The sequence below is a fragment of the Agromyces sp. NPDC056389 genome (assembly GCF_042262385.1).
GTDB lineage: Bacteria > Actinomycetota > Actinomycetes > Actinomycetales > Microbacteriaceae > Agromyces.
In genome coordinates, this window is sequence record NZ_JBHJPN010000001.1 from 2,218,489 (window position 1) to 2,237,643 (window position 19,155).

Here is a 19,155-nt window from a genome sequence, read left to right on the forward strand (position 1 = left end):
GCATCCCTAGAGTTTCGCGCAAGCGCCACGTGGAGACGATGAGGGGAACGATCGTGAACGGGAGACGGATGAAGCTGGTCGGCGGCCTGACGGTCGCGCTCGCGGTGATCGGAGGGCTCGGGGCGACCGGAGCGGTCGCAGCGCCAGGAGCAGCGGGTGGGCCGCGCTACACGGCGGGCGCACCCGGGGCCGGTGATGCGTACTTCCCGAACGCCGGCAACGGCGGCTACGACGTGCAGCACTACGACCTCGGCGTCACGTACTCGCCGCCCGCGGCCGCGCCCGCACCCCTCGAGGGGCAGTTCGAGGGCACCGCAACGATCGACCTCGTCGCCACGCAGGACCTCGACCGGTTCAACCTCGACCTCCGCGGCATGACGGTCAGCTCGCTGACGGTGAACGGCAAGACCGCGAAGCTCGTCGCCCCTCCGGCCACCGGAGCAGTGGTCGAGGGAGCCGCCTACTGGCAGGTCCAGAACGACGCAGAACGCGTCTGGGAGCTCACGGTGCAGCCCCGCCCGAAACTCAAGGCGGGCCAGAGCGCACGGGTGGTCGTCGAATACGGGGGGCCGACCACGCGGCCGCTCGACATCGAGGAGGCGCTCTACGGCTGGGTGACCACGCGCGATGGCGCCATGGTCGTGAGCGAGCCCGAAGGCTCGATGACGTGGTACCCCGTGAGCGACCACCAGACCGACAAGGCGAGCTACAGCTTCGCGATCACCGTGCCGGAGGGCAAGGTCGCCGTGGCGAACGGCACGCAGCCCCGACCCGAGGAGACGGCCGGCGGATGGACGACGTGGTTCTGGGACGCCCCCGACCAGCAGGCGAGCTACCTCACGACCGCGTCGGTCGGCGACTTCGAACTTCGCACCTCCGTCTCGTCGAGCGGTGTGCCGATCATCGATGCCGTCGACACGAAGCTGTCCCCCACCCGGCTCGCGACCACGAACGCGAGCCTCGGTCGACAGGTCGCGATGATCGACTTCTTCGAGAGTCGATTCGGCCCGTATCCGTTCACCTCGTTCGGAGCGATCGTCGACAACGACTCGGTCGGATACGCCCTCGAGACGCAGACCCGCCCGGTCTACTCGAGCCAGGCGAGCCAGGGCACGGTCGCGCACGAGCTCGCGCACCAGTGGTTCGGCGACGCCGTGAGCCCCGAACGCTGGCAGGACATCTGGCTCAATGAAGGCTGGGCGACGTACGCGACGCGGATGTGGACCGAGCACACGGGCGGCACCACCGCGCAGCAGGCCTACGACAACTGGTACAACCAGGCCCGTCCGGCCTCGTACTGGCAACTCCAGATCGGCGATCCCGGCCCACTGGGCCTCTTCGCCGGCCAGATCTACGACCGCGGCGCCGGCACGCTGCACGCGCTCCGCGTCGAGCTCGGCGACGAGGCGTTCTTCGCCGGCACCCGACTCTGGCTCGAGCGCTACGACGACTCGGCCGCGACGGCCGACGAGTTCCAGGCCGTCTTCGAGGAGGCCTCGGGAGCGGACCTCGACGCCTTCTTCCAGATCTGGCTGTACGACCAGGTGAAGCCGCCGGCCACCTGGACGACGCCGTAGCGACGACGCCGTCGGGCAGCCGCCTCGAACAGCGGGGCCCACCGCGCGCCGGAGCAGCAGGCGATTATGGTGGGACTCGTGCGAGGTGCTTCCGGGGTGCGGCTGGCGTCGAGGGCGGTCGCGGCCGTCGGACTCGTGGGCGTCGGCCTGCTGCACGCCGCCTGGGCGAGCGGTTCGAGCTGGCCCGCGAAGAGCCGCGCCGAGCTGGCGGACGCGACGGTCGGATCGACCTCCGCCCCACCGGCGCCCGTCGCGACCGCGACGGTCGCAGCGATGGCGACGGCGGCCGGCCTCATCGTCGGCGGAGCGCTCCGGGATCGTCCGATCGCCGTGCTCGCCCGGCGCACTGCGGGGCTGGCACTCCTGACGCGAGCGGCAGTCGGTGGCGTCGTGGCAGGTCGGGCACTCGGCCTGCCCGACCCGAGCGATCGGTTCCGCAGGCTCGACGCACGCTGCTACCGCCCGCTGTGCCTCGTTCTCGGTATCGGAGCGCTGGTCGGCGCGCCCGCCGACCGCACCCGTCCTGCTGGCAAAGGGCCGACCTGGCCCCCGATCAGGCCCGACCGGGATGGACTCGTGCCGGTTCGCCCACGTATGCTCCGGGCATGACCCGAGCCCCTATGACTGGCGCGATCCTCACGTCAGCCATCTCGATCCTGCTCCTGACCGGGTGCGCGAGCGCGGGAGGCGCGACGACCTCCGAGACGACGCCCGTTGCGTCTCCCGAGATGGTCGAGCCGAAGCCCTCTCCCACGACAGAACCTGCCGATGAACCCGACCCGGTACTGGATTGCGCGAACATCCTGACGGCGGAGACGTACCCGGCCCTCGACGAACGGGGCTTCGAAGCTCGTCCCGACGCGGAGAGCTATCCACCACCCGCCGGTGCCGACCTCGTCGCCGAAGGCGCACTCGAGTGCCTCTGGACAGCGGGCGACGAACGGGTCTGGATCGCTCGCCTCGCAGAATCGGACGAGCTGTGGAACGCCCGCGTCGCAGGGCTCGCGCCTTCAGGATGGACCGCCGTCGATCGCCCGTTGCCCGAGGCGCTGGTTCGGTATCCGGAGTTCGATGAGGACCTCCAGCCGGCGATCGCGCACGTCGATGGTGTCACGTACTTCGCCGAGCCCGGCAAGACGCTGCGATCGATCGCCGCGATCGCCGGCGGACCGGGCAGCTGACGGAACCCGGCCCCGGCTCCGGAGCAACAGACCCTCGACGAATAGGCTCTCATCCATGACCCGACGCCTCTCCGCCGGCCGCGCTCTGCTCGCCGCCTTCGCCGTCGTCCTGCTCAGCGGTTGCACGGCGGCCGACGTCGACGCTGCTCCGTCGGCGTCGTCTTCGCCGACATCGGCTCCGACGTCGCCACCGGAACCGACGCCGACTGCGGCTCCGGCTGCAACCTGCGAAACGGTGCTCTCGGCCGAGGCGTACCAGAAGCTCGCCGACGACGGCGTCGAGCCGCGCCCCACGCCCCACGTGTTCGATGCACTCGCCATTCGGATGGTCGAGGCCGACGGCATCGCCTGCGCCTGGGTGAAGCCGAGCACCGACATCAAGCTGACCGTCGTCGAGGTCGGCGTCACCCCCTCCGACGGGGCCGCCTGGGCGGAGACGCTCGGCGAGACGGGATACGTCCTCACCGACGACCCGGTGCCCGGTGCCTACGTCGGACCGGTGGAACCGGGCAGCGGCATCAGCCCGATCGCCGTGCTCACCGACGCGTCGCTCACCTTCGTCAGCGCTCCCACCTTCGCGTCGATGCTCGCGCCCGCGGCATAGCCTGCGGCAGAGCCCTCGGCGAGGCCCGACCGCGCCTCAGCCGAGCGCCGCGCCCTCGGCCGATGCGGAGGGTTTCGGATCAGGCAGCCGTCGCATCCGCAGTGCGTTCGCGACACCGAGGAGCCCCGCGAGGATCGGCACCAGCAGGGCGACCTGCAGGGCGATGAAACGCGAGTCGGTGTTGATGCGCAGGATCTCCTCCTGCACTTCGGGCGTCTGATCGACGAGCAGTGACTCGAGGCCGGTGTTCGTCATGATCTCGGCGTCCTCTTCGAGCACGGTGGAGACCTGCTGCTGCTCGTCGGCGCTCAGCACCGAGCTCGCCTCGGCGCTCGCGGTGAACGTGAAGGCGAGCGTCGCGAGCATGATCGCGCCGGCGAAGGCGAGCCCGAACGAGAGGCCGAACGAGCCTGCTGCAGAGTTCACGCCCGCCGCCTCGCTCACGCGCTCGTCGGAGATCGGCGAGAGCGTGTAGTTGTTCAGCTGCGAGACGAGCAGGCCGAGGCCGCAGCCCGCGATGATGAGCGGGATCGTGAGATACCAACCCGAGTCGGCGATGGGCACGATCGGCACGAGGATGACGATGCCCACGACGACGAGGACGAACCCCCAGAGGATGATGTTCGCCGGGCGGCGCTTGAGTCCCCGGCCGGCGAGCAGCGCGACGACGAACATGCTGAGCGAGAGCGGTGCGATCGACAGCCCCGCCTGCAGCGCGTTGTACTCGAAGACCATCTGCAGGTAGATCGGCAGCACGATCATCGTGCCGCCGAGGGCGATCTGCTGCAGCAGCTGCCCGCTCGCGCCCGACCGGAACATCTTCGAATCGAAGAGCGTCGGGTCGAGCAGCGTGGGCTTGCCGCGACGCTTGCGGCTGCGCAGCCAGAACACCAGGAGGCCGAGGCCGAGCACCCCGATGCCGATGATCAGGCCGACGTACCCGCCGCCCTCCTGCCAGACGAGGATGCCGGTGACGACGCCGCCCATGCCCACGATCGACAGCAGTGCCCCGACCAGGTCGATCGATCGATCGCCGTGGTACGGCACGTCCTTCACGAGCCCGATGCCCGCGAGTACGACCGCGATGATGACCGCCTCGAGGGCGAAGCCGACCCTCCAGGAGAGGAAGGTGGTGATGAACCCGCCGAGCAACGGCCCGACGGCGGCGGCGATAGCTGCGGATGCCCCGACCAGCGCGTACACCCGCGTCTGATGGGCGCCCTCGAAGTTGCCGTGGATGAGCGACTGCATCGCTGGCAGCAGCAGTGACGCGCCGATGCCGCCGATGAACGCCCAGAAGATGATGATCGCGGTGAGGTCCTGTGCGAAGACCATCGCGATGGCCCCGATCGCATAGCCGAGCAGGCCGAGGATGTAGGCGAGCTTGCGCCCGATGAGGTCGCCGGTCTTGCCGCCGATGAGGATGAACGCCGCCGAGACGAGTGCTTCGAGCGCGATCGCGCCCTGCACGCCGCTCACGGTGGTGTCGAGATCGCGCACCACCGCCGAGATCGACACGTTCATGAGCGAGGTGTCGACGACCAGCACGAACATGGCCATCGCGAGCAGGATGGCGAGTCTGCCGTTGAACCGCCCCCCGGCGGCTGCGTTGGGGTCCATGGCTCACTGAACCACATCACGGTCCTCGACGGAAGAGCCCGTTCACGACGTGTTTCCCTGCTGGGGCTACGATGCGGCCATGCCGAAGCCGCCCTCCGCCGACACCGCCGGCCACGTCGTGCACCTGCTCGAGCGACTCGACGCCTCCGAGAGCGTGCCCGAGTCGCTCGGACTCCCAGCTCGGCTGGGCCCGGTCGGTCATTCGGTGTTCGCGGTCGCGAACGTAGTCGCGACCATCGGCGTCGTCGCGGCCCTCATGCTGCTCTGGTCCGGAGCAACGCCCGGGTGGTGGTTCGACGCGGTCTTCACGATCCTGCTCGCCGCGATCCCCGTGATCCTCTGGGCACTCCTCGTCGGATCGATCTCCGGGGCGAAGAAGGAGCGTGCGATGCAGGCGGAGTGGGCGATGCTGCGCGACGGCGCGCACGCCGAGCACGGAGTCGTGCTCGCCCGCGACATCCGACTCTCGGAGGACGGCACGGTCTCGTCGTTCGACCTCACGGTGTCGGGCGCCGAGCAGGCGATGTTCCGCGCGGAGTGGCGCCCGCGATCGGCGACGAGCCGTGGACTGCTGCAACCGCAGGTTCCGGGCATCGGTGCACCGGTTCGGATCTGGCGGACTCCCGCTCCCGGCGACGGTGTCGAGCCGAAGTCGCTGATCGCCGTCGAGGTCGCCGATCCGAGCGTGGTCGCGGCGTCGGGGCGCGTGTGACGGAGTCTGTCCCGACACCGCGCGTCGCCCTGTCAGCGACGCGGCGCTGACTGGCGCGCGGCGGGCGCCCGCTCGACCGCGGTCTCGACGAGTCGCCGCATGGCCGTGGGGATGCGGGGCTCGTCGAGTGCGTCGATCATGAGCGGTGCGAACTGCGCCTTGCGCCCGGCGTGGGTGCCGAGGAACCGCCGGAGCTGCGCATCCGTCGGCCGCAGGCGCTGGGCGGGCTGGTGCTGGAACCCTCGGAAGCGCACGATCTCACCATGCTCGGCGAGCAGCTGCTGCATGCGATCGACGCCGAGCGCGCGGATCAGCTCGCCCTCGAGGTCGGGCTCGCACGCGAAGAATCCCAGCGCGGCGAGCTCATCGAGCGTGCCCGCAGAACCGAGCCCGGCGTCGTCGACGGCACGTCGAACGTACCCGATCTCGGCGGCGTCGTAGGGCCCGAGCACGCGCGGCGGTCGGTGCCGTCCGGCGATCTCGCCGAGGTGGCGGTGCAGGTTGGTCACGCCGTGCATCGAGACGACGCGCGCACCCGCCGAGGCGAGATCGCACCCGAGCCGCGCCGCGAGCGCCTCGACCGCGAGCCGGTCGCTGTCGCCCTCGACGAGCACCACGGTGGCGGATGCCTCGTGCCCCACGTCGCCCTGCATGGCGCCGACCCTACTCCGCCCGCGCCGGCACAGCGACGAACTCGGGTCTGGACGTGGAGCATGAACGCACCTAGACTGCCGGAGTTGCCGTTTCGCGCAGCACCCGCTCCGGTGCATCCGGTGAAGAAAGGAGTCGATCATGGCTGTCGTTGTCGTGAACCTCCACGTTCCCTTCACTTGCGAGGCCTCCACCCGCTGAGCGGCCCGGTGGCCTCCGCGACCTTCGGAGATCCACCTTGCACATCACCTCGTCTCTCGACGAATCCGCCGTCGTGCGTGCGCACACGGCATCCATCGCCTTCACGACCCCGCGGTTCGACGCGGGCGACCTCGCCTTCCAGACCACGGAACCCGGCGAGGGCCAACGCTGGTCGACCTGGCCGGCCACCACGCCGCTCGAACGCGGCCCGCAGCCGCGGCCCGCGTGGCTCGTCACGGATGCCGCGGCGATCGACACCGAACTCGGTGTCGTGAAGACCGGCAAGGAGGCCGACCTCTACCTCATCGAACGCGCCGTGCCCGATGCCGAACCCGGCACCCTCGGCGCGCACGTGCTGCTCGCCGCGAAGCGGTACCGTGGCACCGAGCACAGCGACTTCCACCGCTCGACCGTCTATACCGAAGGGCGCGGCACCCGCCGCAGCCGTGACGCCCGCGCACTCGCGAAGGGCACGACGTTCGGACGCGAGGTCGCCCGCGTGCAGTGGGCCTACGCCGAGTTCGAGGCGCTCAAGCGGCTCACCGAGCTCGGGGCGGCGGTGCCGTACCCGGTGCAGGTGAGCGGCACCGAGGTGCTCATGGAGTTCATCGGCGACGGCCGCGTCGCTGCGCCTCGCCTCGCGCAGGTGCGCGCGACGCCCGACGAGCTGCGCGAGCTGTTCCACCAGGTCGTCGAGTTCATGCGCACGCTCGCGCGCTCGGGGCTCGCCCACGGCGACCTCTCGCCGTACAACCTGCTGGTGCACGACGGGCGGATGGTCGCGATCGACCTGCCGCAGGTCGTCGATGTGGTGTCGAATCCGCAGGGCTTCGACCTGCTGCACCGCGACTGCCGGAACGTCTGCGACTGGTTCACCCGACAGCGCCTCGAGTGCGACGCTGAGCAGTTGTTCGGCGAGCTGATCGCCGAGGTCTACAGCTGAGCGGCGGGCGGTCGGTCGCGAGGTCGTCTCAGGGCTACCCCTGAATGCGGGTCACGAATCGAGCACACCCGTTGCGAATAGGAAGATATGTTCCTATTCTCTGGGCATGGCTTCTCGAACCGAATTCCTCGCGGCGATCGCCGCCGGCGCACTCGTCCTCGTCCTGACCGGTTGCGGCGCGGGCGCGGCCGATCCGTCCGCCTCCGGCGCCGCTGCGGAGACCGTGGCGAGCGTCGAACCCTCGGCCCCCGCCACCGACGCCACCGTCGATCCTCCGGCCGCGGCAGCGGGCTGCGACACCGTGCTCACCGACGCCGAATACGCGCGCCTCAGCGACGAAGGCCACGAACTCGAGGCGGAACCGTTCCTGCTCGGGCCGGTGATGGAGCGCATGGCGGATGCGGGAGCGCTCGTCTGCGTCTGGACCAAGCCGAACAGCGATGTCGCCGTCTGGTACGCGCGACTCGAGGTGGGCGACGAGGGTCAGGCATGGCTCGATCAACTGCAGGCGGAGGGCTGGGTCGAGGACACCGAGCGCGGCGACGGCACCTACCTCGCTCCTGCCGACTACGACTCGAACTACCAGCCGTCGGTGCAGCTCGAGTCCGGTGTGCTGCACTTCGGCAGCTACAACCCGATCCTCCAGGAAGTGCTCGAGCTGCAGTAGGAGCGCACCGGCTCGCGGCACCGCAGGCCGCGAGCCGCGAGCGGTCGGGTGCACAGCAGCGATACAGTGCCCTCGGGTCGATGAGGACCCCGGCTCGCGTGAGCGTGCCGACCGGGCAGCGCCCGGCCGCGGCATCCGCCACCCGCTGTTCACCTGAGAGAACGAGACTGCAGCCATGACCGATCCCGACGCGTCGCGCTCACCCGAAGCGCCCCGCAACTTCCCGCCGTCCCACCTCACCCCGCCAGACGGGGCCGCGGCGACGATCGGGGTCGCGACCGGGCAGGTCGAGGCGGTCGCCGAAGCCGGCGCGCGCAAGGGGCGCATCTTCGCGTGGGGCCTCTGGGACTGGGGATCGGCGGCGTTCAACGCGGTCGTCACGACGTTCGTGTTCACGGTGTACCTCACGAGCGAGTCGTTCGGCCCGAAGGGCACGGTCGAGGCGCAGCTCGGCTGGGCGCTCGCGATCGCGGGCCTGCTGATCGCGCTGCTCGCGCCGATCACGGGCCAGCGCTCCGACACGAGCGGTCGCCGCAAGTTCTGGCTCGCCGTCAACACGTACATCGTCGTTGCCATCACGGTCGCGATGTTCTTCGTGCAGCCCGGCCCCGAGTACCTGCTGCTCGGCCTGTTCCTGGTGGCCGCCGGCAACGTGTTCTTCGAGTTCGCGGGCGTCAACTACAACGCCATGCTCGTGCAGGTCTCGACGCCGCGATCGATCGGCAAGGTCTCGGGCTTCGGCTGGGGCATGGGCTACGTCGGCGGCATCGTGCTGCTGCTCGTCGTGTACTTCGGCTTCATCCAGCCCGAGGTCGGCCTCTTCGGCGTCACCGGCGACAACGGCATGGACGTGCGCGTGACGATGCTCGTCTCGGCCCTGTGGTTCGGCCTCTTCGCCCTGCCCGTACTCTTCGCGGTGCCCGAGTACCGCAACCCCGCGGCGGTCGAGCGGGAGAAGATCGGCTTCTTCGCGTCGTACGCGCGGCTCGGCCGCGACATCAAGCGGCTCTGGAAGGAGCAGCGCAACACCGTCTGGTTCCTGTTGGCGAGCGCGGTGTTCCGCGACGGGCTCGCGGGCGTCTTCACGTTCGGCGGCGTGCTCGCGGCATCCGTCTTCGGCTTCTCGGCCGGCGAGGTCATCATCTTCGCGATCGCGGCGAACGTCGTCGCGGGCATCTCGACGATCGCGGTCGGCGCGCTCGACGACCGGCTCGGTGCGAAGCCGGTGATCATGGCGGCCCTCATCGGCCTCGTCATCAGCGGGCTCATCGTGTTCTTCCTGCACGACGGCGGGCAGATCGTGTTCTGGACCGCGGGCCTGGCGCTCTGCCTCTTCGTCGGCCCGGCGCAGTCGGCGAGCCGCACCTTCCTCGCCCGGCTCATCCCCGCCGGCCGGGAGGGCGAGGTCTTCGGCCTCTACGCCACGACCGGCCGTGCGGTGAGCTTCCTTGCGCCGACCGCGTTCGCGCTCTTCGTCACGATCGGCGGCGAGCCGTACTTCGGCATCCTCGGCATCGTGCTCGTGATCGCGCTCGGGCTCGCGCTCCTCATCCCCGTGAAGGCGAGCGCGCCGGCGAAGTAGCGATCAGTCGCCCGCCCGCGCCCGCAGGCGGGCGACGATCTCGTCGAGCGTGCGGCTCACGATGCGGGGCATGTCGACGGCGTCGGGGTTCAGGAGCCACTGCACCTGCAGGCCGTCCATGACGGCGATGAGCGCCGAGGCCGAGTCCGAGAGCTCGTCGGGGTCGGTGTTGCCGGTGACCTCGCCGAGCACGCCGGCGATCTTCTCGCGCAGCACGTCGAGGCGCATCTCGAAGTACTCGTGCGCCGGATGCCCGTCGGTGACCGACTCCCCCGAGAGCACCGAGTACGCCTGCACGACGCCACGGCGGTGCGTGTTCTCCTCGACCGTGTCGACGAGGTGCTGCAGGAACGCCGGGCCCTCGGTCTGCGCGCGGGCGGGCACCCCGGCGACCTCCTCGCCGTCGCGGTACTTCAGCATCGCGACGAGCAGCCCCTCCTTGCTGCCGAAGTGGTGCAGCACACCGGCATGGGTCATGCCGGCCTGCTCGGCCACCTCGACGAGTGCGCCTTTGTTGTACCCGCGGGCACCGAAGACGTTCATCGCGGCCTTCAGCACGGCTTCGCGGCGCTCGGTGGTACGGGCCTGCGGACGCAGGGCGCGCTCGGCGGCCGGCTTGCCGCGCGCGTCGTCATGGGCTGTGGCCACGGGGTTCCCTCCTGTGCGGATGCCTCGCAGCCCCGCGTCTCGCTCGATTGCAGCATTCCACGGCGACGCCGGCACTGCTCACCGTCTGGTGTTATCGAAACGTTACCACTCCAACTTACTTACAGGTCAGTAAGTATGTCAGCATGGCCGCAGTCCCTCGACGACGAGACACGAACGGAGTGCAGGCGTGAGCCCGAACCACACGGTGACCGAACCGGCCGACACGGCGGCCCCCCTCTCACCCGCGGCGATCGCCCGCAGTCTTCCGCTCGACGAGAAGGTGCGACTGCTCACCGGCGCCGGAACGTGGACCCTGCACTCGCTGCCCGAACTCGGCCTCCGCACGATCACCGTCTCCGACGGTCCGATCGGCGTGCGCGGCGGCGACGACACCTCGAGCCTGCCGTCGGCGCAGCTGCCGGCCCCCTCGGCGACCGCCGCGACCTGGGATCCCGAGATCCAGCGCCGCATCGGCACGCTCATGGCGTCCGAAGCCCGCCGCAAGGGCGTCGACGTCGTGCTCGCGCCGGTCGTGAACCTGCAGCGCACCCCGGTCGGCGGGCGGCACTTCGAGTGCCTCTCCGAAGACCCGACGCTCGCGGCGAGCCTCGCCGTCGCGTTCGTCGAGTCGATCCAGGCCGCGGGCGTCGCCGCCTGCATCAAGCACTTCATCGCGAACGAGTCCGAGACCGAGCGCACCGAGTACCTCGCCCGCATCGACGAGCGCACGCTGCGCGAGGTCTACCTCGCCCCCTTCGAGGCGGTCGTCGAGGCCGGTGTCTGGACCCTCATGGCGGCCTACAACGGGCTCGCCGTCGGCGGCGTCGAAGCAACGTCGACCGAGCACGAGGTGCTGCTCACCGACATCCTCCGCACCGAGTGGGGCTTCGACGGCGTCGTCGTCAGCGACTGGCTCGCGACGAAGACGACGGATGCCCCGGCCAACGCCGGCCTCGACCTCGTGATGCCCGGCCCGCTCGGCCCGTGGGGCGACGCCCTCGTCGACGCCGTGCGCGCCGGCCGGGTGAGCGAGACCGCGATCGACGAGCACGTCGAGCGCATCGTGACGCTCGCCGCAAGGGTCGGCGCCCTGAGCGGCACGCCCGGACTCGTCGAGTCGGCGCCCACCGGCGACTTCCCCGCTCCCGACTCCCCCGAGGTGCGGGGCCTCCTCACCGAGCTCGCCGCCCGCTCGACCGTCGTGCTGCGCAACGAGGGCGGCCTGCTGCCGCTCGCCGTTGCGGCCGGGGCATCCGTCGCGCTCATCGGCCCGAACGCCGTGAAGCCCTTCACCCAGGGCGGCGGCAGCGCGTTCGTCACGCCCCCGCTCGTCGCCGACCCGCTCGCCGCTCTCGTCGAGGCGCTGCCCGGCGCATCCGTCACGCTCCATCGCGGCGGCACGGCAGAGGCGACCGCACCACTCGTGCCCCTCGACCGGCTCACGACACCGGCGGGCGAGCCCGGCCTCATGGTCGAGCTGCTCGGCGGCGACGGTGACGTGCTCGAGCAGTTCGCCGTCACCGACCCGTCGCGCATCTGGTTCCCAGTCGAGCGACCGGATGCCGCGAGCGTGCGCCTCGTCGCCGAGCTCGAGCTGCCCGGGGCCGGCCGGCACGAGATCGAGATCGCGCCGGTGGGCGCGCATCGCGTGCTGGTCGACGGCGAGCTCATCGGCGAATCGGAGCGGAGGGTCGGCTCCGAGGTGGTGCTCGACTCCTCGTACGCGAACCCGCCGAGCCGCACCGCCGTCATCGACACCGATGAGACGCGATCCGTCACGATCGTCGCCGAGCTGCAGATCATCGACGCCGAGTCGTACGGCCGATTCGTGCGCGTGCACCTCCGCTCGCGCACGCCCGGCAGGTCGGTCGCCGAGGAGATCGACGACGCCGTCGCCGCAGCCGCCTCCGCCGACCTCGCGATCGTCGTCATCGGCACGAACTCCGAGACCGAGTCCGAGGGATGGGACCGGCCGAATCTCGCCCTGCCCGGCCGTCAGAACGAGCTCGTGCGCCGCGTCGCCGCCGCGAACCCCCGCACCGTCGTGGTCGTGAACGCGGGAGCACCCGTCATCCTGCCGTGGCTCGACGAGGTGCCGGCCGTGCTGTGGTGGTGGTTGCCCGGCCAGGAGGCGGGCACCTCGCTCGCGGCGGTGCTCACGGGCGCGATCGAACCCTCGGGTCGCCTGCCGTGGACCCTCCCGGTCGACGAAGCGGATGCCCCGGTGCCGAACGGCCTGCCGGTCGGCGGTTACCTCGACTACACCGAGGGCATCCACGTCGGCCACCGCGGCTGGGATCGGCTCGGGCGCACGCCCGCCCGCGAGTTCGGCTTCGGCCTCGGCTACACGAGCTGGCAGTACGAGGCGCTCTCGGTCGCCCCGGCCGACACGGGCGCGCATGCGGAGGCATCCGTCACCGTCTCGAACGTCGGCGGGCGCGACGGCCGCGAGGTCGTGCAGGTCTACCTCGAGGGCCCCGACGACGGCATCGAGCGGCCGGTGCGCTGGCTCGCCGGTTCCGCGGTCATCGACGCCGCAGCGGGGGCATCCGTCACCGTCACCATCCCCATTCCGCGTCGCGCGTTCGAGATCTGGGATCTCGAACGCGGAGACTGGAGCCTGCCGCGCGGCGAGTACCGCGTGCGCGTCGGGCGTTCCAGCAGAGATCTCCGTCTGGAGGCCGTGCTGCAGGTTCACCCCTGAGGCGCGCACGAACACACGCACCATCCAAGGCACCACACACAACAGAAATGCAAGGAGGCATTCTCATGAGAAAGAGCATCCTCGCCGCCGGCGCCGTACTGGTCGTCGCCGGCTTGGCGTTCACGGGCTGCAGCGCGGACTCGGGCGGCGACAGCGGCGGCTCGACCAAGGTGCTGACCGTCGGCATGCCGAACGGCCCGCAGGCACCGAACCAGAATCCGCTCGCCACCGGCTCTGCCTCGCTCTCGCTCGGCTACGCGTTCGTCGTCTACGAGTCGCTCATGCAGATCAACGAGCTGCACCCCACCGACGACCCGACGCCCTGGCTCGCCGACTCGGTCGAGTGGAACGAGGACTCGACCCAGGCGATCATCACCGCTCGCGAGGGCGTCAAGTGGTCGGACGGCGAGGACTTCACCGCCGACGACATCGGCTTCTCGATCCAGCTCCGCAAGGACACGCCCGCACTCAACACCGACTTCCCCGACCAGTACGGCGACATCACCGTCGACGGCAACCAGGTCACCGTGAACTTCACGACCTCGCAGTACGTGAACCGCGACAAGCTCTACAAGCTGCTCATCGTGCCCGAGCACATCTGGGCCGAGGTCGACGACCCGGTGGAGTTCACCGACGACGAGATGATCGGCACCGGGCCGTTCCTGCTCGACACGTTCACCTCGCAGTCGGTGTCGCTGAAGCCGAACCCCGACTACTGGGGCGGAGAGCCCAAGGTCGGCGCCCTGCGCTACGACACCTTCAACGACAACAACGGACTGACGACCGCGCTCACGACCGGCGAGGCGCAGTGGGGCTGGACCTTCATCCCCGACTACGAGAACACCTTCATCGCGAAGGACCCCGAGCACTTCCACCAGGTCGCCGGCGGCGGCTTCGGTGCCGACGTGCTGTTCCTGAACAACCAGACGAAGCCGTTCGACAACGTCGCATTCCGTCAGGCGCTGAACCTCACCATGGACCGCGAGGAGATCTCGACCAAGGCCGGCTACGGCGTCTGGCCGACGATCTCGAACGTCACGGGCCTGCCGCAGCCGACCGGTGACGAGTTCATCGCCCCGCAGTTCCAGGGCGAGGAGCTCTCGGTCGACGTCGACGCCGCGAAGCAGGTGCTCACCGACGCCGGCTACACGTGGGACTCGGCCGGCAAGCTCATCGACCCCGATGGCGAGGCGGTGTCGTTCGTGCTCACGAATCCTGCGGGCTGGAGCGACTACCTGAGCGCGCTCGACATCATCAAGGCGGGCGCCGAGGAGCTCGGGGCCACCGCGAGCGTCGAGCCCGCGGTGCAGGACACCTGGTTCAACGACATCATCCCGTTCGGCAACTTCCAGGCGACGCTGCACTGGGTCGACAACGGCTCGACGCCGTGGAACCTCTACTCGAACATCATGGACGGCGCCTCGTACGTGCCGCTCGGCGAGACTGCGAACTGGAACTTCGGCCGCTACGACAACGCCGCGGTGACCGAGGCCCTCGCAGCGTTCAAGGGCGCCTCCGACGACGCTGCCCGCGACGCGGCGATGGCGACGATCCAGCAGGCCTTCGTCGATGACGCCCCGGGCCTCGTGCTCTGGTCGCGCCCGGCGGTGGCTCAGTACTCTACGGTCAACTACACCGGCTTCCCGACCGACGAGGACCCCTACGCCAACCCGCAGCCCACGGGCCCGCAGGCGGCGCTCATCCTCTCGAAGCTCGAGCCGACGAAGTAGCCCGAGGCGAGCACGCCGAGCCCGTCGAGGGAGTCTCCCCGACGGGCTCGGCACCCGCGTCGACCCGAACCGATTTCCCGAGCCCCAGGTGATCCGATGAGCAACGAAGCCCCCGTCCTGCAGACGGTGAAACTGCAGAAGCACTTCCCGATCGGCGGCATCCGCTCGCGAGGCGCGGTGCACGCCGTCGACGACGTCGACCTCGAGCTGCACCGCGGCCGCGTCGTCGCCCTCGTCGGGGAGTCCGGCTCGGGCAAGTCCACCATCGCGCGACTCCTCGCCCAGCTCATGCCGGTCACCGGCGGGCAGATCCTGCTGCACGGCGACGACGCGACCGCCAAGCACCGCCGCGCCTTCCGCCGCTACGTCGGGCGCGTGCAGATGATCTTCCAGGACCCGTTCGGCTCGCTGAACCCGGTCAACACCGTGCGCTACACGCTGAGCCGCAGCCTCCGCATCCATCGTGGCCGACTGCGCGGAGCCGAGCTCGAGGACGCCCTCGACGAACTGCTCGAGCGCGTGCAGCTCACCCCCGCCGAGCGGTACATCGACAAGTACCCCCACGAGCTCTCGGGCGGCCAGCGCCAGCGCGTGGCCATCGCCCGCGCTCTCGCAGCCGACCCCGAGGTGCTGCTCGCCGACGAGCCGATCTCGATGCTCGACGTCTCGATCCGCCTCGGCATCCTGAACCTGCTGAAGGACCTGCGCGACCGACTGCAGATCGCGATCCTCTACATCACCCACGACATCGCCTCGGCCCGCTACTTCGCCGACCGCACGATGGTCATGTACGCCGGCCGCATCGTCGAGAGCGGCGACAGCGAGTCGGTCACGCAGGACCCGAAGCATCCGTACACCCAGCTGCTCGTGCGCTCGGCCCCCGACCCCGACGACCTCGAGGCCCGCGCCCATGGCGCACGCGGCGAGGCGCCGAGCCTCGTGACTCCCCCGAGCGGATGCCGCTTCAACCCGCGCTGCCCGTTCGCGACCGAGCTGTGCCGCACCGAGGTGCCGCCGCTCGTCGCCGTCGGCGAGGGCCGCGAGGCGGCGTGCTGGGGCTACGCCGACCGCCCCGACCGACCCGAACTCGGATCGGTGCTCGAGGCCTTCGGCGAGCGCCCGCACCTCGACGCCGACGCGCTCGATGCCGTGCTCGACACCGACACGGAGGTGGCGCCGTGAAGTTCGTCACTCGACGCCTGTTCTTCTACGCGATCACGGCATGGGCCGCCGTCACCATCAACTTCTTCATCCCCCGGCTGCTTCCGGGAGACCCGGTCAAGGCCCTCATCGCGAAGAACCAGGGCAAGATCTCGACCGACGCGATGCAGGCGCTCTACGCGATGTTCGGCCTCGACGAGGAGTCGTCGCTCTGGGACCAGTACGTCGAGTACTGGAACCTGCTGCTGCACGGCGACCTCGGGGTCTCCTTCGCCTTCTTCCCGATGCCCGTGAACGAGGTCATCGCGCAGGCGATCCCCTGGACCGTCGGGCTCGTGGGCATCGCGACGATCCTGAGCTTCGCGATCGGCACGCTCATCGGCACGGGAATCGGCTGGCGCCGCGGCACCTGGGCGGATTCACTGCTGCCGATCTCGACCTTCTTCTCTGCGGTGCCCTACTTCTGGCTCGGCCTCATCGCGATCTTCGTCTTCTCGGTCACCCTCGGCTGGTTCCCGGCGAGCGGCAGCTACGACCGCTCGCTCATCCCCGGCTGGAACTGGGAGTTCGTGAGCTCGGTCATCTACTACGGCACGCTGCCAGCGCTGACGATCGTGATCTCGTCGATCTCGGGCTGGATCCTCGGCATGCGCAACATGGTCGTGACCGTCTCCTCCGAGGACTACGTGACGGTCGCCCACGCGAAGGGCCTCTCGGAGCGCCGCGTGATGTTCGGCTACGCCGCCCGCAACGCGGTGCTGCCGCAGGTCTCGAGCTTCGCGCTCTCGCTCGGCTTCATCGTGGGCGGCACGCTCATCATGGAGATGGTGTTCACCTACCAGGGCATCGGGTTCCTGCTCTTCAACGCCGTGAACGCGAAGGACTACCCCCTCATGCAGGGCTGCTTCCTCGTCATCACGGTCGCCGTGCTCGTGGCCAACATCATCGCCGACTTCATCTACGTCGTCCTCGATCCGCGCACCCGACAGGAGGGTTGAGATGACCATCGACTCCAGCATCGTCGAAGAGACGAACGAGCTCGCGATCCCGTCGCAGGCTCCGCAGACCGGCGTGGTCTCGGCGGCACGCACACCCGGCAGGCGACGACCCACGAAGTTCCTGTTCCTCCGCAACTCGAAGGCCGTCACCGGTCTCGTGATCCTCGGGTTCTTCACGCTCATCGCGATCATCGGGCCCTGGATCGCCCCCTACGACCCGAGCGCGCAGAGCGACGACCTGCTGCAGCCGCCGTCGTGGGAGCACTGGATGGGCACCACCCACCTCGGCCAGGACATCCTCTCCCAGCTCATCGTCGGCACCCGGGGCGTCATGGTGGTCGGCTTCGTCGCCGGCATCCTGGCGACCGTCATCGGCGTGATCGTCGGCATCGCCGCCGGCTACCTCGGCGGTGTCGGCGACGAGACGCTCTCGGCGCTCTCGAACGTGTTCCTCGTGATCCCGCAGCTGCCGCTCATCATCATCATCGCCGGCCAGCTGCCGAGCGCCGGCGGCCTGACGGTCGCCGTCGTCATCGCCGTGACCGGCTGGGCGTGGGGTGCGCGCGTGCTGCGCGCCCAGACCCTCTCGCTCCGCCGCCGCGATTTCGTCGAGGCGGCGCGGGCCAACGGCGAGGGCACCTGGCGCATCATCACGCGGGAGATCCTGCCGAACCTCACGGCGATCATCGCCTCGGGCTTCGTCGGCACCGTGACGTTCGCGGTGCTCTCGCTCATCACGCTCGCCTTCATCGGCATCGGCTCCGGCAGCGACTGGAACTGGGGCACGATCCTCTTCTGGGCGCAGAGCCAGCTCGCCCTGCAGCGCGGCGCGTGGTGGTGGTTCATCCCGGCCGGGCTCTGCATCGCCCTGCTCGGCATGGGCCTGACCCTCATCAACTTCGGCATCGACGAGTTCGTGAACCCGCGCCTGCGCTCGACCGGCATGAACGCGAAGACGCTGCGCAAGCGCGGCATCCGCCCCCGCATCGGGTTCACGCCCGTCGTGCACGAAGCGAAGGAGGACCGCGCATGACCGCCGCCGGCGCATTCGACCCGTCCACGATGACGGATGCCTCCGCGAGCACGCGTGCCGCAGCGGCATCCGACCCCGTGCTCGAGATCAGGAACCTGTCGGTCGACTACGGCTACGACGACGACCCCGTGCACGTGCTGCGGCAGGTGTCGCTGACGCTCGGCCGCGGCGAGGTGCTCGGGCTCGCGGGCGAGTCGGGCTGCGGCAAGTCGACGCTCGCGTACGCGGCGACCCGGCTGCTGCCGCCGCCCGGGCTCATCACGGGCGGCGAGGTGCTCTTCACCGACCGCGACGGCACGAAGACCGACATCCTGCGGCTGAACGACGCGCAGCTGCGCGCATCGCGCTGGCAGGACATGGCGATCGTCTTCCAGGGCGCGATGAACTCGCTGAACCCCGTGTTCCGCATCGGCCGGCAGATCGCCGACGGCATCATGGCGCATCGACCGGGCATCTCGAAGGCCGAGGCGCTCGAGCGCTCGGCCGAGCTGCTCGAACTCGTCGGCATCTCGCCCGACCGGCTGCGCTCGTACCCGCACCAGCTCTCGGGCGGCATGCGGCAGCGCGTCATGATCGCGATGGCGCTCGCCCTCGACCCGCAGGTGCTCATCATGGACGAGCCGACGACCGCGCTCGACGTCGTGATGCAGCGCCAGATCGTCGAGCAGATCGCCGAGCTGCGCGCGCGGCTCGGCTTCTCGGTGATCTTCATCACGCACGACGTGTCGCTGCTGATCGAGATCGCCGACCGCATCGCCATCATGTACGCGGGCGAGATCGTCGAGGATGCCGCGGCGCTCGACGTCTACCAGCGGCCGCGGCATCCGTACTCGTCGGCGCTGCTGCACTCGTTCCCACCGCTCCGCGGACCGCGACGCGAGCTGACCGGCATCCCCGGCTCGCCGCCCGATCTCTCGAAGCTCGGCGGTGGGTGCGCGTTCCGCGACCGCTGCGCGTTCGCGTTCGACGCGTGCACGACGGTGACGCCCGAGCTCGTGCGTCCCGACGTCGTCGACGACGACCCGCGACGATCGGTGGCGTGCCTGCGGCACGACCCGGCCCGGGTCGAGGCGGCCGGGTTCCCCGCCGTCGAGGTGCCCGAGGAGCTCGCAGTCAGGTGAGGGGGCGGAGCCGATCTACCCA

Annotated in this window: 17 protein-coding genes; 14 read left to right on the plus strand and 3 right to left on the minus strand. The window is 70.0% G+C overall.

The features are described 5' to 3' along the window. Positions 1–53: 53 nt before the first annotated feature. From ACFCVM_RS10390 to ACFCVM_RS10405, 4 genes are all read left to right on the plus strand, one after another. Positions 54–1,577: a M1 family metallopeptidase gene (locus ACFCVM_RS10390; RefSeq protein ID WP_375836098.1), complete on the plus strand. Its 1,524-nt coding sequence runs from the start codon at positions 54–56 to the stop codon at positions 1,575–1,577. 78 nt (positions 1,578–1,655) lie between these two features. Next, positions 1,656–2,186 (plus strand): DUF3995 domain-containing protein, encoded by a 531-nt coding sequence (locus tag ACFCVM_RS10395; protein WP_375836099.1) that lies wholly within the window; start codon positions 1,656–1,658, stop codon positions 2,184–2,186. Next, positions 2,183–2,758, plus strand: a complete 576-nt coding sequence (locus ACFCVM_RS10400; RefSeq protein WP_375836100.1) for a hypothetical protein — start codon at positions 2,183–2,185, stop codon at positions 2,756–2,758. Before ACFCVM_RS10395 ends, ACFCVM_RS10400 begins: the two co-directional genes overlap by 4 nt. Before the next feature lie 55 nt (positions 2,759–2,813). After that, positions 2,814–3,362, plus strand: a complete 549-nt coding sequence (locus tag ACFCVM_RS10405) for a hypothetical protein (protein ID WP_375836101.1) — start codon at positions 2,814–2,816, stop codon at positions 3,360–3,362. Between the two features lie 36 nt (positions 3,363–3,398). Here the strand turns inward: ACFCVM_RS10405 and ACFCVM_RS10410 are convergent, their stop codons facing one another. Further along, positions 3,399–4,982 (minus strand): MFS transporter, encoded by a 1,584-nt coding sequence (locus ACFCVM_RS10410; RefSeq protein WP_375836102.1) that lies wholly within the window; start codon positions 4,980–4,982, stop codon positions 3,399–3,401. A gap of 79 nt (positions 4,983–5,061) precedes the next feature. Between ACFCVM_RS10410 and ACFCVM_RS10415 the strand changes: the two genes are divergently transcribed. Further along, entirely contained in the window at positions 5,062–5,694 is a 633-nt protein-coding gene (locus tag ACFCVM_RS10415; RefSeq protein WP_375836103.1) for a hypothetical protein, read from the plus strand. Between the two features lie 32 nt (positions 5,695–5,726). Here the strand turns inward: ACFCVM_RS10415 and ACFCVM_RS10420 are convergent, their stop codons facing one another. Then, entirely contained in the window at positions 5,727–6,347 is a 621-nt protein-coding gene (locus ACFCVM_RS10420; protein WP_375836104.1) for a TOPRIM nucleotidyl transferase/hydrolase domain-containing protein, read from the minus strand. A gap of 236 nt (positions 6,348–6,583) precedes the next feature. Here ACFCVM_RS10420 and ACFCVM_RS10425 point away from each other — a divergent pair, with 236 nt between their 5' ends. From ACFCVM_RS10425 to ACFCVM_RS10435, 3 genes are all read left to right on the plus strand, one after another. Then, a complete protein-coding gene (locus ACFCVM_RS10425; protein ID WP_375836105.1) occupies positions 6,584–7,489 on the plus strand; it encodes a serine protein kinase RIO in 906 nt (301 codons plus the stop codon). A 106-nt stretch (positions 7,490–7,595) separates the two neighbouring features. Further along, positions 7,596–8,156 carry a hypothetical protein gene (locus ACFCVM_RS10430; protein ID WP_375836106.1) on the plus strand — a complete coding sequence of 187 codons (561 nt, stop codon included), beginning with the start codon at positions 7,596–7,598 and terminating at the stop codon, positions 8,154–8,156. 175 nt (positions 8,157–8,331) lie between these two features. Then, positions 8,332–9,738: an MFS transporter gene (locus ACFCVM_RS10435; RefSeq protein ID WP_375836107.1), complete on the plus strand. Its 1,407-nt coding sequence runs from the start codon at positions 8,332–8,334 to the stop codon at positions 9,736–9,738. Between the two features lie 3 nt (positions 9,739–9,741). Here ACFCVM_RS10435 and ACFCVM_RS10440 read toward each other — a convergent pair whose 3' ends face one another. Then, positions 9,742–10,386 carry a TetR/AcrR family transcriptional regulator gene (locus ACFCVM_RS10440; RefSeq protein ID WP_375836108.1) on the minus strand — a complete coding sequence of 215 codons (645 nt, stop codon included), beginning with the start codon at positions 10,384–10,386 and terminating at the stop codon, positions 9,742–9,744. Positions 10,387–10,573: 187 nt separating this feature from the next. On the opposite strand from ACFCVM_RS10440, the gene ACFCVM_RS10445 reads away from it, so the two are divergent. The 6 genes from ACFCVM_RS10445 (at position 10,574) to ACFCVM_RS10470 (ending at position 19,133) form a co-directional block, all read left to right on the plus strand. Further along, positions 10,574–13,090, plus strand: coding sequence for a beta-glucosidase (locus ACFCVM_RS10445; protein ID WP_375836109.1), 2,517 nt, complete (start codon positions 10,574–10,576; stop codon positions 13,088–13,090). Between the two features lie 65 nt (positions 13,091–13,155). Beyond that, positions 13,156–14,820, plus strand: a complete 1,665-nt coding sequence (locus ACFCVM_RS10450) for an ABC transporter substrate-binding protein (protein WP_375836110.1) — start codon at positions 13,156–13,158, stop codon at positions 14,818–14,820. Between the two features lie 96 nt (positions 14,821–14,916). Continuing rightward, positions 14,917–16,002 carry an ABC transporter ATP-binding protein gene (locus ACFCVM_RS10455; protein WP_375836111.1) on the plus strand — a complete coding sequence of 362 codons (1,086 nt, stop codon included), beginning with the start codon at positions 14,917–14,919 and terminating at the stop codon, positions 16,000–16,002. Beyond that, a complete protein-coding gene (locus tag ACFCVM_RS10460) occupies positions 15,999–16,979 on the plus strand; it encodes an ABC transporter permease (protein WP_375836112.1) in 981 nt (326 codons plus the stop codon). The genes ACFCVM_RS10455 and ACFCVM_RS10460 overlap by 4 nt, the downstream gene beginning before the upstream one ends. Before the next feature lies 1 nt (position 16,980). After that, positions 16,981–18,012 carry an ABC transporter permease gene (locus ACFCVM_RS10465; protein WP_375836113.1) on the plus strand — a complete coding sequence of 344 codons (1,032 nt, stop codon included), beginning with the start codon at positions 16,981–16,983 and terminating at the stop codon, positions 18,010–18,012. Continuing rightward, positions 18,009–19,133 carry an ABC transporter ATP-binding protein gene (locus tag ACFCVM_RS10470; RefSeq protein WP_375836114.1) on the plus strand — a complete coding sequence of 375 codons (1,125 nt, stop codon included), beginning with the start codon at positions 18,009–18,011 and terminating at the stop codon, positions 19,131–19,133. The genes ACFCVM_RS10465 and ACFCVM_RS10470 overlap by 4 nt, the downstream gene beginning before the upstream one ends. Positions 19,134–19,155: the final 22 nt, after the last annotated feature.